The following is a 16626-nucleotide window of genomic DNA, read 5'->3' as shown; positions in this document are numbered from 1 at the left end:
CCCTGGCGCATGGCATCGGAAAATGGTGAATGGAGTTATGCGGACGCAGATGAGGAAATCCTCACGCGGATCGCATGGTACTATTACAACGATGGCCTGACGCAGAATGAGATCGGCGACAAGCTCAATATGTCGCGGATCAAGGTTTCCCGGCTCCTGGAAAGCGGGCGGCGATCCGGGATAATCCAGGTGCGCATCAACTCGCGCTACCAGGGTTGCCTTACGCTCGAGCGGCAAATCAAGGAACGTTACGGACTGCTGGAAGCCTATGTTGTTCCGCAGCTCCCCGATCAGGATCCGAGCGATCGCCTTGGTCAGGCTGCTGCACAATTCCTTATGCAAAGGCTTCAGACGAATGATCTGCTCGCCGTCGGCTGGGGGGCAACGGTTTCGAATACGATCCAACGCCTCGGACATCTGGCGAACGAGCGCAATATCGGCCTTGTCAGCCTGACCGGGGGTGTCGGTACCTATGTCGACGGCATGCGCACAGCCAACTGGGGAAGCAGCGTCCACCTTGTTCCTGCGCCGCTTGTCGTTCGCGATCCTGATGTTGCGCGCAATCTTTCTTCCGAGCCTGCGGTTGCCAATCTCCTCGATATGGCGCTCAACGCGTCCTACCAGCTGGTGGGTATTGGTGAACTGTCCGCAGCCTCGACAGTCGTGCGCTCCGGCTATGTGAGCCCCGATGAGGTGGAGCCTCTGCGCCGGAAGGGTGCTGTCGGCGATATCCTGTGCCAGTTCTACAATGAACGTGGCGAGCCGCTTGATCTGCCTCTCCATGACAGGGTTATCGGCGTCAAGCTGGCCGCCTTGTCACGCGCCGAGAAGGTCGTGGCGGCAGCTGGTGGTACGCACAAGGTGCAAGCCATCCACGCCGCATTGCGTGGCAAGTTCGTCGGCATCCTGATTACCGACGAGACTACGGCTGCGGGCCTCCTTGAAATGAAGGACTGAAATCATGACCACTTCCTATTTGCTCGCAGTCGATGCCGGAACGGGCAGCGGGCGCGCTGTTATCTTCGACGAGAACGGAAACCAGATCGCGAGTGCACAGCAAGAATGGTGGCATAAGGCAGATCCGCGTTTTTCCGGCTCCATGGATTTTGATGTCGAGGGAAACTGGTCTCTTCTTTCGCATGCCATTCGGGCGGCCATCGCCGAAGCCGGTATCAAGGCTGGTGAAATCAAGGCTGTCAGTGCGACCAGCATGCGCGAGGCGATCGTCGCCTATGATCGGAGCGGCCGGGAGATCTGGGCCTGCGCCAATGTCGATAGCCGCTCTGTCAACGAAGTCCGGGACCTGAAGCGGGAGTTCCCGGAACTGGAGCGAGAGCTCTATGAAAAAAGCGGACAGACCTTTGCGCTTGGGGCTCTGCCCAGGCTTCTGTGGCTCAAGCGAAACCTGCCGGAAATCTATGGCCGAATTCACCGCATCAGCATGTTGTCCGATTGGGTTCTGACCCGGCTCTCCGGTGTCATCGCCAGCGAGCCCTCCAATGCCGGAACGACCGGCCTATACAGTCTGACGGCGCGCGACTGGCTACCAGACGCCATGGCGAAGGCCGGCCTGCGCGATGACATCTTTCCAGAGAGCGTGGAGCCGGGAACCATGATCGGTCGGGTGACCGAAAAGGCCTCGCTGGAAACGGGACTTGAGGCGGGAACACCCGTCATCATGGGCGGTGGCGACTGCCAGAGCGGTGCCGCGGCAATCGGCGTTGTGCGCGAAGGCGACTGCGCCGTGCTTGGCGGCACGTTCTGGCAGCAGGTCGTTAATGTCGGTCTCGATGTATCCGATCCGTCGATGAACCTGCGGATTAACCCGCATGTTGTAACCGGGCTTAACCAGGCCGAGGCGATCAGTTTCTTCGTGGGCGCCGTTATGCGCTGGTTCCGTGACAGCTTTGGCGCGGAAGAAATGGCCGCTGCCGGACCAGACGGAGACGCCTATACGCTGCTGGAGCAAAAGGCAGCAGCTATTCCGCCTGGCGCCTACGGGATCATTCCCGTGTTCTCCGACGTCATGCATTACGGCAATTGGTACCACGCTGCGCCTTCCTTGCTGAACCTGTCGATCGATCCGGACAAGTCCGGCAAGGCTGCCATCTTCCGGGCCTTGCAGGAGAACGCAGCCATCGTTGCTGCACGCAATCTCGATGCGATCTTCAGGCTGACGGGGAAGACACCCGAAAGGATCGTTTTTGCTGCCGGTGCGTCGAAGTCTGCCTATTGGTCACAGATCCTGTCTGATGCCACGGGGCTGCCTGTCGTGACACCGGTCGTGAAGGAGGCAACCGCCCTTGGATGTGCTGCTTCCGCTGCGATCGGCATTGGCCTGAGACGCGATTTTGTCGAGGCTGCGGAAAGCTGGGTTCGCTGGGACAAACACTTCGAACCAAATCGCGCGCACAAGGCCATCTATGATCACGCGAGCGACCGTTGGGCACGGGCCTATGCTTTGCAGCGCCAGCTCGTCGATGAGGATATTACCACGGCCATGTGGAAAGCACCCGGCCTCTGAATTTCAAGATCGAACAACCAGTCAGGATAAAGATATGCTCATTCAAATGGTCGCAATTCACGTCAAGCAAGGCCATGTCGACGAGTTTCTCGATGCTTTTCGGATCAACTATGAGGGCACCCGCCGCGAGCCGGGAAATCTTCGTTTTGACGTGCTGCGCAACCCGGAGGATGACCATAGCTTTGTGATTTACGAGGTGTTCAGGTCCGCAGAGGCGCTAGATGAGCACCGCAAGACCGCGCATTACCTGGAATGCGTCCGCCGCATTGATCCCATCATCACGGGGCCGCGCACAAAAACCTTCTACAATGTCGAGATGGCGGATTTTCTGACGGCCTGACCCATTCAGTTAGCGCGGCCTTGCAATCGGATGGCATGTCGTGCTTTCCGGTGAACGAATTTCGGACGGACATGTTGAATGCCCGTCCGTTTTGCCTGATCCTGCTTCAGATGGATCTGATGGCACCGCCATCCACGCGGATCTTGCTTCCCGTCACATAGGAGGCTGGCTCGGAGGCCAGGAAGACGGCAACGGCGGCAAATTCCTCCGGCCGTCCATAGCGTCCGGCCGGAATGCCGGCTGCGGATTCGGCCGCGATCTCCTCGACACTCTTGGCTGAGCGGCTGGCTGCCACTGCGTCGAGTTCGTCCACCCGTTGTGTGTGAATGCGTCCCGGAAGAACCACGTTTACGGTGACGCCGTCTGCGGCGACTTCCGCAGCGAGTGTTTTCGACCAGCCAATCAGGGCCGAGCGGATGCCGTTCGACAGCGCCAGCCGTGCGATCGGCAGTTCTACGCCGGAGGAGGCGATTGATATGATCCGACCCCATCGCTTTTCCCGCATGCCGGGCAGGAGGGTGGTGGTCAGGTGGAAGATGTTTGCGGCCATCGTCTCGAAGTGGTTGATCCAGTCCGTTCGTTTCGCATCGATGGCTGCGGCCGGCGGCGGGCCTCCAGAATTGTTAACGAGGATGTCGACACCGCCTGCCGCCATGAGCGACTGGACGGCCTTATTCACGCTGTCGATGTCCGAGAGGTCGAGCTGCAGCGGGATGACAGGACCGGCCGTTGGTGCGAGCTCGGAAGCCCATGCCGAGATCGCTGAGGTTTTGCGGGCGGCGGCATGGACTGTCACCCCTTCTTCGGCGAGCCCTCGGGCGATCGCGGCACCCAGTCCGCGGCTTGCACCCAGCACGAGAGCGGTTTTGTTTTTCAAGCCGAGTTCCATCAGCCGAGTTCCTTCAATCTTCTGTCCTGTCGCGCGATGAGGCGCTCGATCTCGCTGATATCGGTGGCAGCAAGGGCTCCCCCCGGTTTGCGCAGTGCCGGCGTGGCGATCGCGCCGCGTTTCGCCATGATGTATTTCCGGATGGAAAGGCCAAGGACCGGTTGCTGTTCGTAGCGAGCAAGCGGGAGATAGGCGTCGAAGATGTCCTGCGCGCGCTCCGGATTTCCCTGCTCGCTATAGCGAACGACGTCGCGCATCATTTCGGGATAGGCAAAGCCGGTCATCGCACCGTCTGCCCCGCGCGCCATCTCTTCCGGCAGGAAGACGCCGCCATTGCCACACAGGATCGAAATGCGTCTCTTGCCGGCCGTCTCCGAAGCGGTGCGTAGTGCGGTGATCTTGGAAAGACCGGGCCAGTCCTCGTGTTTCAGGCAGACGCAGGTCGGGATCTGGTCGATGATCGTCTGGATCACGGAGACGGGGATGGTGACGCTCGTGACGAGCGGGAAATCCTGCAGCACGAAAGGCGTATCGCCGATGAACTCCGCCGCTTGCTTGTAGTAGGTGACGATCTGCTGATCGTTGCGCAGTGACGAGGGGGGAGCGATCATCACGCCAGCCGCGCCATCATCCATGACCATCGAGGTCAGGGCCTGCATCTGGGCAAAGCCCGCAGCAGAGACGCCTGCCACAACCGGCACGCGGCCATCGACCCTGCGAAGGATACGTCGCACATAGGTCTGTGATTCCTCGATGGTGAGCTTTTGCGCTTCGCCCATCATCCCAAGCACGGTCAGTCCCGTCGCGCCGCGCTCGAGGTAGAAATCGACCATGCGGTCCGTGCTGTCCAGGTCGAGATCACCCGTCCCGGTGAAAGGGGTGAGGGCTATGACGTAGACGCCTTTTGCCTCTTCATTCAGCCTCATCATTGGCTGTCTCCTTGATGTTTTGGATATCGTGCATGGCCAAAAAAGCCTTCGGGCTGGCTGATCATCTTTTCGAGCCCCATGCGCTCGATCAGCAACCGGGCTTGTCTGTCGGCTTCTGCGACGACCTCATCGAGTTCGGTCAGCAGAGGGCGGCCTCCTTCGAGCAGGATCTGCCCGTCGATCACGACGGTGTCGACGTCATTGCCATTGGCAAAATAGGCCAGGCGGAAAATGGGCATCTGGTGAGGCGCCAAGTGGGGGCGCTGCATATCGACCAACACGATATCGGCTTTCTTGCCGACCTCGAGGGAGCCGAGGTCCCGGTCTAGCCCCAGGGCGGTCGCCGCATCGATCGTCACCATCTCAAGGGCCTTGCCCGGAGGCAGGACCGAGGGATCGCGAAAGTGGGTGCGGTGATAGTGCATGCATTGCTGCATGTGCCGGAACATGTCCGCCGATCGGTCCGGCGCGGTTGCATCGGAGCCGATCGCGACCACGGCACCGGCCTCGATCAGTTCGATCGCGGGGCATCGGCCAAGAATGGAGGCAATGGCGCTGGGGTTATGGGCGATGCGGGTGCCGGTATCGGCGATGATTCGGATTTCTTCGGGCGTGATGTCGATGGCGTGGGACAGAAGCGCATCCGGTCCGAGGATGCCGAGCTTTTCGGCGCGGGAGACGGAGCCCTTCCAATGACCATCCTGGGTAAACACCACGCCCGCTTCGCGCGCGAGTGCCCGCACGGCCTGCGTTTGGGCGACTGCGGCTTCGTAGTCTGCGGCTGACATGTCGCGCTGGTGCTCGTCACGCAGAACGGGGGTGAGCAAGGCGATCTTGAGACGTCCGCGCCCGTGCCACAGATCAAGCAGTTTCCGGCTGACGGCAAACTGCTCCTCGAAGGTGACCGGTCGTTCTGACGCCTGGCCGTCGTGCCAGGACGCATAGGTTCGCGGATGTGGAGGGCGGGTTGGCCCGACGGCGACAACCGAGCGCGTGCCGATTGCGACCACGCCCTCGCAATGGGCGCTCCCATAGGCGACGTCATCCGTCCGCATGATCGTGTCGCCGCCACCGAGAAGCGAAACGCCGGTGGTAACGCCGAAGCGCAGACGCTCAAGGGCGGCAAGCCGCGCCTCCGCGAACCAAAATTCCGGTGTCGAGCCGACGGTATAGGCAGCGTTGCAGATCTCTTCCCAGTGATTGCCTTGCTCCATGCCCATGGTCTTGATCAGACCGTGGCCGGCATGGGCATGCACGTCGATCATCCCGGGCATCACCACCTTGCCTTGGGCGTCGATATGGCGCTCGGCCTGGTATTCTCTGGCGATCTCGTCCGTGTGCCCGACCGCGACGATGCGATCGTCGAGAACGGCGAGCGCACCCTTGTCGAGCACGCGGCGACTGCCGTCCATGGTGAGGACGGTGCCGCCGCTGATGATCAGATCGACGCGCCTCATGATGCTTTCTTCCCGGACTGGAAGTCAGGGAGCCGCGTCACGTCGAGCACGCAATCCTGGCGCATGCGCCAGTTTGGCCACGAGCCGGACAGGCCTGTCACCCTCAGCGGATTGTAGAGATAGAGCCATGGGGGATCCACTTGCAGCGCCCGGAAGGCCTGCTCGAAGATCTCCGCACGTTCAGTCAAATCAACAGTTGCCCGGCCCCTATCGAGCAAGTCTTCGGCCTCGGCGTTGTGAAAGCCCAGCCACCAGGAGCCCTTAGCCCTGTGATCGATCTTCTCCGCGAGGATGCGGAAGGTGCTCAAGGGGCTGGAATCGAAAACGCACATGTCGCGCACCTGCTTCAGGCGGACACCATGCGCATAGGCTTCGCGGTCTGTGTGGAGGTGCACGTTCAGTGTCACGCCAACGGTGGCAAGCTGCTCGGCAAGAGCGGCCGTCAGTGCCTCGGCTTCATCGGGAAGGCGTGTCGGGCAATCGACCTCGATAGTTATGCCTTCGCTAAAGCCGGCCTCGGCAAGCAGATTTTTTGCCTGATCCCGGTCAGGGCGCAGATCCTCCGATGGCAGGCTGCCGAAATGCACGGGGCTGACGAAGCCGGTCAGTGGCTTTGCTGCACCTCTCACCACCCGATCGATCAGGGCCTGGCGGTCGATCGCCAGATTGAGAGCGCGGCGAACGCGGCTGTCGGTCAGCGGTCCCTTGAAAGCATTGAAGAGATAGATGATGGCGACGGGGACGAGTGATGTGACCCGCGTATGCTGGCCTGTGTCCTCGAGCGCCTTGGAGGCTTCGAAATCGAGGCTGTTTGCAACCTGCGCCTGGCCGGAGATCAGCATCTCCAGCCGCGCTTCCCGGTTTGGTTCCAGGCGGAACGTCAGTTCGGCATTGGCTGGTGTCTCGCCATGCCAGCCCTCGAAACGTTGGAGGTGTAGGGCATGGCCTGGTTCGTAGGAAATCAGGTGATACGGGCCTGTACCGACCGGCTTTGACGTGTCTCCCGCCTCGTAGCGGTCCAGTGCGGAGGGAGCGACCACGTAGCCGTAAACAAGGATGTCGAGGAGATCGGCGATCGGCTTCGACAGGCGGATTGCCACCGTCAGGGGATCGACTGCCTCGATCTCCGCGTCGCCGAGATACTGATGCCAGACCCCGGGCGCGCCGAGCGTGTAGCCCTTGTCAGGACGGGCCATGCGTATCAGCGATTGGCAGACGGCCGCCGCATCGCAGCGGGTGCCATCGTGAAAGCTCAAGCCTTCCCTCAGCCGGAACGTCCAGTGTCGCGCATCCGGTGTGACATCCCAGGAGCTGCTGAGTGCTGGCACATAGCCGCCATCCTTGCCATAGCGCACAAGTCCGTCGAACAGCGCGTCGAAGACGGCCAGCATGTCGTTGGCATCGGTGCAGTCATGCGGATCTTCGAGGGCAAGGCGCGGTTGAACAATGACGGCGGGCGAACTCACTGGCTTTTCCTTTCGGCATCATTCCGATCGTAGAGGTGGCATGCCACGGCGCTGCCATCGGGCTGGGGTGTCAGAACCGGACGGTCGACTGCGCATCGATCAAAGGCCATGGGGCAGCGCGTCCTGAAGCAGCATCCGGAGGGCAGGCGCAGGGCGCTTGGCACTTCGCCGACGATCTGGATCTTCGGCTTAGCCAACGACTTGTCGATGGTCGGCGCGGCCGACAGCAGAACCTGCGTGTAGGGGTGTTTCGGCTGGCTGAACAATTGGTCACGGCTCGCCGTCTCCACCATGAAGCCGAGATACATGACCCCGATCCGGTCGGCGATGTGGTGAACCACCGAGAGGTCGTGCGAGACGAACAGATAGGAGAGGCCGAACTCGTCGCGCAGGTCCATCATCAGATTGAGGATCTGCGCCTGGATCGACACGTCGAGCGCCGAGACGGGCTCGTCGGCAATGATGATCTTTGGCCGGACCGACAGTGCGCGTGCGATGCCGATCCGCTGCCGCTGACCTCCCGAAAACTGATGCGGGTAGCGTCCAGCCTGTTCGGCATTGAGGCCAACCTTTGCCAACAGCGCAATGGCTTCGTCATGGAGTTCGCGTCGGCTGAGCTTGCCCCCGGCCTGAGCGCGTCTCGGCTCCATCACGATGTCCCTGACCCGCTGCCGCGGGTCGAGAGAGGCATAAGGGTCCTGAAAGATCATCTGCAGCTTGCGGCGGATCGGGCGCATTTCGCGAAACTGCATGCGGGAAATGTCTTCCCCGTCAATCCGGATTTCGCCCGCGGTCGGCTCGTAGATCCGGGCAATGGTCTTTGCCACGGTCGACTTGCCGCAACCGGATTCTCCGACCAGCGCCATGACCTCGCCGGGCGCAATCGACAGGTCGACACCGTTGACCGCCCGCAATTGCTTCTGGGGAGCGAGAAGTTTTCCTTTCCCGAACTGTAGCCGATCGAAAAGACCTCCCACGGGAAAGGCTTTGACCAGGCCTCGGACCTCGAGCACAGGGGTCGTCATAACGCCGTCTCCTCCAGCGGGAAGTGGCAGGCTGCATCGAGCGAGCCGCGCACGGGGGTGAGCGCCGGCGTTTCTGTCGAGCAGATGGCCTGGGCTCTGAAACACCGGTCCCTGAAACTGCACCCGTGCCCGAGGGTGCGAATGTCCGGCACGGTGCCGGGTATTTGGCTGAGGCGTTCCCGGCGATCGGTGATCTTCGGAATGCTGTCGAGGAGCCCGCGCGTATAGGGATGGGAAGGGGACTGGATGATCTCGCTCGTTAGCCCCCGCTCGACGACCTTTCCGCAGTAAAGCACGACCACTCGGTCCGCCATCTCGGAGACAACCGCGAGATCGTGGGTGACGAGGATCATGGCCGCTCCGCGCTCGACAATCTGGCGCCGCATGAGCTTCAAGATCTGGGCCTGGACGGTGACGTCGAGCGCCGTGGTGGGTTCGTCCGCGATGATCAGGCGGGAACCGGCCAACAGCGCAATGGCGATGACGACGCGTTGGCGCATGCCGCCAGAAAACTGGTGCGGATAGGCGTCGAGGCGGCTGGCGGCCTCCGAGATGCCGACGTCTTCGAGCATCTCGATGCAGCGTGCACGTCGCGCATTCTGATCGAGATCCGTATGCAGGCGCAGCATTTCGTCCATCTGGCGCCCGACCGTGTAGACCGGGTTGAGAGACGTCATGGGGTCCTGGAACACCATGGCGATCTCGCCGCCGCGGACCGAGCGCATCTGGTCCTCGCTCTTGCGTGTCAGATCTTCGCCGGCGAAGACAATGCTTCCTGCCTCGATCCGTCCGGGTGGGTCGATCAGGCCGAGAATGGAAAAGCCGATCACGGATTTGCCGCCGCCGGACTCGCCGACAAGGCCGACGACCTCGCCCGGGCGGACGTCGAAGCTGACGCCGTCCACGGCTTTCACCACGCCGCCGAATGTATGGAAATGTGTCTTGAGATCCCGGACTTCGAGAAGTGCTTCGCCCATGGTCGCTATCTCCTTCGTCATCTCAGGCGCGGATTGAGTTCGTCCCGCAGAAAGTCGCCGAACAGGTTGATGCCGAAGACGAGGAACATGATGAACAGCCCGGGAAAGGCAGAGGTCCACCAGATGCCCGAGAACAGGACGTCGAAGCCCTCCTTGACGAGCAGGCCCAGCGAAGGCTCGGTGATGGGGACGCCGACACCAAGGAAACTGAGCGAAGCTTCGATCAGGATGAAGGTGCCAACCTGGATCGTCGCAACCACGATGAGCGGGGTCATCACGTTGGGCAGCACGTGGCGCAGGATGATCTCGCCGTTCCCGAGCCCCGCCACCTTGGCCGCCTGGATGTATTCCTTCTGGATCTCGCTCAGTGTCGATCCGCGAACGGTACGGGCATAAACGACCCAGCCGACGGCGGTGAGCGCGATCAGAACCATGCCGATGCCCGTCCCGAAGGCCGACATCAGGAAGAGCGCAATCAGCATCGACGGAAACGACAACTGGATGTCTGCGATGCGCATGATGATGCTGTCGACGATGCCGCCATAGTAGCCGGAGATCAGCCCGAGTGCCGTCCCGATCACGCAAGAGAAGATCATGGCGGCGAGGCCGATGAAGGCGGAAATCCGGGCGCCGTAGACGATGGATGCGAGCACGCCGCGGCCCTGCCCATCCGTCCCGAGCAGATACCTGCTATCGCCACCCTCTAGCCATGCCGGCGGCTTGAAGCTGTCCATCAGCTCCAGTTGGGAGACGTCGTAGGGGTCCTGGGACACGAGAAGCGGTCCGAGCGTCGCAAGCAGGGCGAAGAAGGCGAGCAGTACGCTTCCGAAGACCGCCGGCAAGTTTCGGCGGTAATGAAAGAAGAATTCTGAAGAGAAGAACCCGGTCATGCGATCCTCACTTCACGGTAATGCGCGGGTCGATCAGCGTGTAGACGATGTCGACGATGAAATTGATGGCAACGAAGATGAAGGCTGTCAGCATCAGGTAGACGACGATGACGGGGCGATCGCCGCGGTAGATGGAATCGATCAGCAGCTTGCCTGTGCCTGGCCATGCGAAGATCGTTTCGGTGATCGTTGCAAAAGCGATGAGGTCACCGAGCTGGAGGCCAAAGATCGTGACCACAGGAATGAGAGCGTTCTTCAGGCCGTGCCTGAACAGAATGTTCTGGCGGGATGCGCCTTTGGCACGGGCAAACCGCATATAGTCCTGTCGCATCACCTCCATCATGCCCGCACGGGTCATGCGCAGCATGATCGCGAGGGTGGCAAGCGCCAGGGTGACGGATGGCAGGATGATGTGCGACCAGCCGTCTGCCGTGAAGATGGATATGCGGAGGCCCAGAATTTCCACCGTGTCGCCGCGTCCGGAGGAGGGCAAAAGCTGATAGCGGACGGAGAAGAAGAAGATCAGCATCATGCCCACCCAGAACCCGGGAAGCGAAATGCCGAGCAGCGAACCGGCCATGATGCCGCGAGACACCGGCTTGTTCGGATTGGCCCCGGCATAGACGCCGAGCGGTACGGCGATCACTGTCGCCAGCATGATTGCCACGAGCACCATCTCGATCGTTGCCGGCAGACGCTCCAGGATGAGGTCCATGGCGGGCTGGCGGAACACATAGGAACGCCCGAAATCGCCCTGCAGCATGTTGCCGAGGAAGATGAAGTACTGGCTCAGCAGGGATCGATCGAGACCCAGCAGACGGCGGGCCTGTTCGATCTCGGCGGTCGTGGAATCGATCGGGATCACCATGAAGACGGGATCGCCGGTAAAGCTCATCATCAGGAAGACGATGACCGATACGCAAAAGAGTACCAGCACCATCTGCAGGAGCCGCTTGATCGTGTAACCCAGCAAGGCAGTGTCCCGTCATGAAGAAGTGAGAAATTCGGGACTGTCGCTTTTGATCTCGACAGTCCCGCGCTCGTTTCGGGTCGGCCTATTCCTTGACGTCGATCTCGTAGGCCCAGAGGAACTTGTCCGCACGCGGTGTCATTTCGACATTGGTCTTTGCGGCATAGAGATCCTGCTCGTAGTGGATCGGGATCATCGGGATGTCTTCCATCAGGATCTTGGTGACTTCCTGCAGGTATCCGTCGCGTTCTTCGAGCTTGGAGGTTGCATCGGCCTTGTCGATCAGCTCGTCCACCTTCGGATTGGAATAGGATCCGCGGTTGACCTGGCCATAGCCTTCCTTCTTGTCGCGCGAGTAGAACATCACGCTATACATCGAGCCGCCGTCACCGGACGGAACGTCCCAACCGCTCATGATCATGCTCGACTGCTCGCTCGGGACCCGGATGTAGCCGAAGAAGTTGGACTTCGGCATCAGGTTGAGCTTGAGATCGACCTTGATCTTGCCGAGCATCGACGCAAGCGCCTGGGCGATCTGCTGGTCGTTGACATAGCGGTTGTTGGTGGTGTCGAGGGTCACCGTGAAGCCATCGGCATAGCCTGCCTCCGCCATGAGGGCGGCCGCCTTCTCTAGATCGAAGGGGTACATGTCGCGGAAGCTTGCGCCATCGACATAACCGGTATGGGAAGCGGGGACATATTGCTCTGACGGCGTCGACAGTCCGTTCATAGTGATCTTGTTGATCGCATTGACGTCGATCGCGCGGACCATGGCTTCACGGACGCGGCGATCCATCATCGGGTTCTTGTCGAGCGCGATGGTGGGGCTCTTCTCACGATGGTCGATGGAGACCACGACATTGAGTAGGCTCGGCTTGGTCATGACTTTGTAGCGGTCATCCGCCTTGACGCGGTCGACGTCTCGGACGTTGAGATCCTGGATGACATCGACTTCGCCGGTGAGCAGGGCTGCCGTGCGGGTGGCGCCATTGGTGATCGGACGGAACGTGACCTCTTCGATCTTCGGCGCGCCAGCGAAGTAGTCAGCATTGGCGGCAAGCGTAATGTGATCTTCCTTGATCCATTCGACCAGCTTGTAGGGACCGGTACCGACAGGCTTCAGGTCCAGCTGCTCGTCACCCACTTCCTTCGCATACTTTTCGCTGAGGATCAGGACGGCTGCCAGATCGTTCGGCAGAACCGCATAGGGCTTGGGCGTCTTGATCTCGACCGTGTAGTCATCGACCGCCGTAAAGGACGCGATGTTGGCGCCGAGATTGGCCATCAGCGACTTCTTCAGCCTGTCCAGGGTGAAGACGACGTCGGACGCCTTGAAGTCTTCGCCATTGTGGAACTTGACGCCCTGGCGCAGCTTGAACACCCAGGTCGTGTCATCCTTGAGCTCCCAGCTCTCTGCAAGGCCGGGTCCGAAGGACAGATCGGCATTGCGCCGGACCAGGGGGTCGTAGATGTGGTAGAACAGGATGTTGCTGGACAGCTCCTCGCCCGCCTGGGGGTCGAGATTGACGGCGTCCGACGTCAGGCCGACGGTCAGTTCCTTGGCATGGACCAGGCCGCCCAGGGCCGTCGAGCTCAAGAGGACGAATGCGGCAAGGGCCGCGATACGTCCGGATTTCATGCGCAGATTCAGCATTTTCGTTCCCCTTTTTTGGTATGCCGACACGTATGCATGCGAGTGTTCACCGAAGTACGGATTGCACCTCGATCTGGTAGCCTTCCGGGTCTTCCAGCACGAAGGCTCGAATTCCGAGAGAGACGCTGTCCTTTGGTTCCGTCAGCCCGATCGCGTTCTGGCTTGAGAGATAGCGATGCCAGGCATCGACATCCGGCACGCGGATGCAAAGCTGCACGGGCTTGATTGGATTGGCGCGATGCATTCCACGGGTCTCGTCGACAAGACCGACATAGGCATGCTCGGCAATCTTGAGGATCTTCGACCACCCCTGATCGATCTCGAGCGGGAAGCCCATTACGCCTGTGTAGAAGTCGAACGCTCTCGGCAAATCGACGTAGTAGAAGAAGGTGATGGCCTTCTCGACGATGCCGTTATCGGGCCGGGCGGGTGCCTCAGTCATGTTGTGAGATCCTTTGGGAACCATGTGCTTTCGCCGCGGCGCAGATAGCGTCCGCTGCCGGGCGTGTTGATGACCGAGCGGCCGTCATAGGCAAGCTTGCCTGCGTGGTAGGTCGCGTCCACCCGAGCGGCGAAACGTCGTCCGTCATAAGGGCTCCAGTTGAGGCCATCCTGAGCACGGCTGGCGTCCCAGACATCGTCCCTCTCGGCGAGGATCGTGATGTCGGCATCGGCACCGGGGACGAGAGCCCCCTTGCGTGGATAAAGGCCGAAGAAGCGGGCGGGGCGTTCAGCGAGATACTCGGCGCAATAATGCGCTGCATCGACGCCGCGCTCTTTTGCGACGGTATAGAAGGCAGGCAGCAGCGTCTCCATTCCGGGTACGCCCGCACCGGCATCGAAGATGCTGTCGGTGAACTTGTTGTCGATCGGCCAGCTGGAATGATCGGAGCTGACAAAGGCAATCCTGCCCTCCACGAGTTCCTGCCAGAGCCGATCGATCTGACCGGGGCGAATGGGTGGATTGACCTTCATCCGCGCGCCGAGTTCTTCACCGTCGCGTTCGGGATCGAACCAGAGATAGTGGACGCAGAGCTCGCCGGTCGCCCTGAAGCCCTCTTGCGCATAATTGTCGACCAGCCTGAAGCCGCGCGGCGTGCTGATATGGACGATATGCGCATGCCCGCCGGCACTGGCAGCGAGTTCGAGGAAGTGCACGGTCGATGCCAGTTCCGCGACTTCAGGCCGGCTCGGCGAATGTGCTGTGATGCCGTTTCGACCCTCAGCTCTTGCGCGCGAAACCCGAGTGCGGACGATTTCCTGGTCTTCGTTGTGCAATCCAAGCGGTAGGTCGGTTGCCGAAAGGGCTTCCAGCAGGTCGAGGGCGAGTGCCGCATCGATCCTCGGAAAACGGGTGGGGCTACTTTCGAAAGCGGAGATCTTGAAGGCGACGACGCCACCATCGGCGAGCGATCGCACCTCGTCGATGGATTGCCCGGGCATGACGGTGCCGTAGAGCGCGACATCGCAATGGGCGAAGCGTTCGACAGCTTCGACCTTGGCGTCCAGGTGCTCCCTCGCGCTCAGCGGGGTCGGGTTGTCGTAGGGCATATCGACGATGGTCGTCACCCCACCGGCGATGGCGGATCTAGTCGTCGGCTCGATCCCAGGAAGGCCAAGATAGCTGCCCGCATGCGTTTGTCCGTCAACGATGCCCGGCAAGACAAAAGCGTCTCCAGCATCGTGAACGGTGTCTGCCGTAGGTGCTTGGCCTTCTCCGATTGCGTGAATGATCGAGCCTGAGACCGCGACCCAGCCTTTGGGGATGGTCATCTCAGGCGTGACGATCCGCCCACGAATGACGAGATCAATGCTCAAAACGCCCTCCTGCGATAGCCGAGTTCAGCCTGCATGCAGGCAAGGGCGACGCCGGCCTGAACCGGGTCGATGACGGGTAAGCCCAGTTCCGCTTGCAAAGCCTCCCGGTAAGTCCCGAGGCCGGCGCAGCCGAGGATGACTGCCTCGGCACCGTCCTCATCTCGAAGTACGGAGGCGATGCGCGTAACGGGAATGACCGCGCTCTGGGCGATGAGTTCAGCAACGGTCATATTGATCGACCGATCGCCTGCGAGCCTGCCGTCAATTCGCAAGGCCTCAAGGTAGCGCCGGTGGCGCTCAATCGAGGACGGACCCATCGACACTATCCCGAAGCGCTGTCCGAGGCCGAGCGCTGTCAGATAGGCCGCTTCGGCAATCCCGACGACCGGGACATTCGTGGCGGCTCGCACGGTGGAAATGCCCGGATCCGAAAAGCAAGCGATGACAATGGCGTCTGCCTTTGCCGCCTTCGCAGCCTCAACCAGCATCGGCACGACTTCGGCGACATGTGCATCCGTCTCTATGCCAACAGGGGCGCCCTCAAGCTCAGTGCAGCGGATCTCGTGGCCGTTGCCTTCGAACGGTTTCAGGCATGCTTCCATCGAACGTGTGACGGCCTTCGAGCTGTTCGGATTGATCACCAGGATCTGCGCCACGGTTCCTCCAAAGACGGCTCTCCCAGGCCGTCAAACTGTGATATGTATCGTGATATACTACGAAATATCTCATGTCAAAGGCCGGCCGTCTTGCGAAGTCAGAAAAAGTGGAGGAAGACAGGGAAGGGCGAGAAGCCTTATGATCCACGAGCGGGTCCAACAGATCCCACGAGCTTGGAGAGAAGCCGTCTTGCAGAGCCTCAGCGTTGAAAGTGATACCTCGCCGGCCCGGCAGAAGAAGATATCTCTGACGGAGACAGCCTATCTTTCGCTGCGTGCGCGGGTGCTCTCTGGCTCTTTGAGGCCCGGAGCCGAGTTTTCGGAGCTCGAGTTGGCAGACCAGCTTGCCATGAGCAAGACGCCGGTGCGGGAAGCGCTCGGTCGATTGGTGGCGGAAGGATTGATCGAAGCCTTTCCAAGGCGGGGCTACAGGGTAACACCCGTGACGGTGAAGGACATCAACGATCTCTTTGCGATCCGTGCGATGACCGAGGGTACGGCCGCCGCCATGGCCGCGCTCAATCTATCAGCTGCAGACCTCGATCGTCTCGAAGCCCTGGCGGAAGCCCGCTACGATCCGCAACAGGGCGAGAGCGTGCAGTCCTTCGTCAAGGCCAACCGCGATTTTCATCTGGCGATCGCCGAGGGAGCGAACAATCCCCGGCTCCTGGCCTTGGTTGCAGCACATCTCGACGAGTGTACGCGTCTCTTCTATCTCGGCGCCGTCAGCCGCGACGTCAATCCAGAGACCAGTGCCGACCATCGACGTATCGTCGATGTGCTACGTCTTCGCGATCCTGATATTGCGCGAGCGGCGATGGTCGAGCACAGCGACCACACGCAGAAGGGGATTTTGAAGGCGTTGATTTCCAGCGACACTACGTCGTTGACGCTGTGATGTGTGCGGGGATGTCGTGCTTCCTCGAGGTTGCGTCTTGCGCAATGCGCGCTGACTAAGTGCTCAAGAGGTGCCATGTCGTACAAGTCTCGGTGCAATCAGGCCCCCGCAACCAATGACATCCGACACCAAT

At 60.8% G+C, this 16626-nt stretch carries 16 protein-coding genes; 4 read left to right on the top strand and 12 right to left on the bottom strand.

Features of this window, described 5'->3' with window-relative positions:
- Nucleotides 1-9: 9 nt before the first annotated feature.
- Genes C0V73_RS05070 through C0V73_RS05060 form a run of 3 tightly spaced genes read left to right on the top strand, consistent with a single transcriptional unit; the run spans nucleotide 10 to nucleotide 2864 of the window.
- Complete coding sequence (locus tag C0V73_RS05070) at nucleotides 10-957, top strand: sugar-binding transcriptional regulator (protein ID WP_102018858.1); 948 nt, start codon at nucleotides 10-12, stop codon at nucleotides 955-957.
- A 4-nt stretch (nucleotides 958-961) separates the two neighbouring features.
- Nucleotides 962-2524, top strand: coding sequence for an autoinducer-2 kinase (gene lsrK, locus C0V73_RS05065; protein WP_172450023.1), 1563 nt, complete (start codon nucleotides 962-964; stop codon nucleotides 2522-2524).
- A gap of 34 nt (nucleotides 2525-2558) precedes the next feature.
- Nucleotides 2559-2864: an antibiotic biosynthesis monooxygenase gene (locus C0V73_RS05060; RefSeq protein ID WP_102018952.1), complete on the top strand. Its 306-nt coding sequence runs from the start codon at nucleotides 2559-2561 to the stop codon at nucleotides 2862-2864.
- Nucleotides 2865-2970: 106 nt separating this feature from the next.
- Here C0V73_RS05060 and C0V73_RS05055 read toward each other — a convergent pair whose 3' ends face one another.
- The 12 genes from C0V73_RS05055 to C0V73_RS05000 form a co-directional block, all read right to left on the bottom strand.
- Nucleotides 2971-3753, bottom strand: coding sequence for an SDR family oxidoreductase (locus tag C0V73_RS05055; protein ID WP_102018857.1), 783 nt, complete (start codon nucleotides 3751-3753; stop codon nucleotides 2971-2973).
- Nucleotides 3753-4682 carry a dihydrodipicolinate synthase family protein gene (locus C0V73_RS05050; protein WP_102018856.1) on the bottom strand — a complete coding sequence of 310 codons (930 nt, stop codon included), beginning with the start codon at nucleotides 4680-4682 and terminating at the stop codon, nucleotides 3753-3755. The genes C0V73_RS05055 and C0V73_RS05050 overlap by 1 nt, the downstream gene beginning before the upstream one ends.
- Nucleotides 4679-6139, bottom strand: a complete 1461-nt coding sequence (locus C0V73_RS05045; protein ID WP_102018855.1) for an amidohydrolase family protein — start codon at nucleotides 6137-6139, stop codon at nucleotides 4679-4681. The genes C0V73_RS05050 and C0V73_RS05045 overlap by 4 nt, the downstream gene beginning before the upstream one ends.
- Nucleotides 6136-7605, bottom strand: coding sequence for an ABC transporter substrate-binding protein (locus tag C0V73_RS05040; RefSeq protein ID WP_102018854.1), 1470 nt, complete (start codon nucleotides 7603-7605; stop codon nucleotides 6136-6138). The genes C0V73_RS05045 and C0V73_RS05040 overlap by 4 nt, the downstream gene beginning before the upstream one ends.
- Entirely contained in the window at nucleotides 7602-8630 is a 1029-nt protein-coding gene (locus C0V73_RS05035; RefSeq protein WP_102018853.1) for an oligopeptide/dipeptide ABC transporter ATP-binding protein, read from the bottom strand. The genes C0V73_RS05040 and C0V73_RS05035 overlap by 4 nt, the downstream gene beginning before the upstream one ends.
- Nucleotides 8627-9607, bottom strand: a complete 981-nt coding sequence (locus C0V73_RS05030; RefSeq protein ID WP_102018852.1) for an ABC transporter ATP-binding protein — start codon at nucleotides 9605-9607, stop codon at nucleotides 8627-8629. Before C0V73_RS05030 ends, C0V73_RS05035 begins: the two co-directional genes overlap by 4 nt.
- A 17-nt stretch (nucleotides 9608-9624) precedes the next feature.
- Nucleotides 9625-10497: an ABC transporter permease gene (locus tag C0V73_RS05025; protein ID WP_102018851.1), complete on the bottom strand. Its 873-nt coding sequence runs from the start codon at nucleotides 10495-10497 to the stop codon at nucleotides 9625-9627.
- Between the two features lie 7 nt (nucleotides 10498-10504).
- On the bottom strand, nucleotides 10505-11470 hold the full coding sequence (locus C0V73_RS05020) for an ABC transporter permease (RefSeq protein WP_102018850.1): 966 nt from the start codon (nucleotides 11468-11470) through the stop codon (nucleotides 10505-10507).
- Between the two features lie 82 nt (nucleotides 11471-11552).
- Nucleotides 11553-13121, bottom strand: coding sequence for an ABC transporter substrate-binding protein (locus C0V73_RS05015; RefSeq protein ID WP_102018849.1), 1569 nt, complete (start codon nucleotides 13119-13121; stop codon nucleotides 11553-11555).
- Nucleotides 13122-13167: 46 nt separating this feature from the next.
- Nucleotides 13168-13563: a VOC family protein gene (locus C0V73_RS05010; protein ID WP_102018848.1), complete on the bottom strand. Its 396-nt coding sequence runs from the start codon at nucleotides 13561-13563 to the stop codon at nucleotides 13168-13170.
- Nucleotides 13560-14939 carry an amidohydrolase family protein gene (locus C0V73_RS05005; RefSeq protein WP_102018847.1) on the bottom strand — a complete coding sequence of 460 codons (1380 nt, stop codon included), beginning with the start codon at nucleotides 14937-14939 and terminating at the stop codon, nucleotides 13560-13562. Before C0V73_RS05005 ends, C0V73_RS05010 begins: the two co-directional genes overlap by 4 nt.
- Nucleotides 14936-15595: an aspartate/glutamate racemase family protein gene (locus C0V73_RS05000; protein WP_102018846.1), complete on the bottom strand. Its 660-nt coding sequence runs from the start codon at nucleotides 15593-15595 to the stop codon at nucleotides 14936-14938. The genes C0V73_RS05005 and C0V73_RS05000 overlap by 4 nt, the downstream gene beginning before the upstream one ends.
- Before the next feature lie 190 nt (nucleotides 15596-15785).
- Here C0V73_RS05000 and C0V73_RS04995 point away from each other — a divergent pair, with 190 nt between their 5' ends.
- The gene (locus C0V73_RS04995; RefSeq protein WP_102018845.1) at nucleotides 15786-16493 is read left to right on the top strand and encodes a GntR family transcriptional regulator; all 708 of its coding nucleotides are present in this window, start codon (nucleotides 15786-15788) and stop codon (nucleotides 16491-16493) included.
- Nucleotides 16494-16626: the final 133 nt, after the last annotated feature.

The sequence above is a fragment of the Rhizobium sp. TH135 genome (assembly GCF_002855515.1).
GTDB lineage: Bacteria > Pseudomonadota > Alphaproteobacteria > Rhizobiales > Rhizobiaceae > Allorhizobium.
Note: the sequence above shows the minus strand (reverse complement) of the source record. Positions and strands in the feature narration are given on the sequence as shown.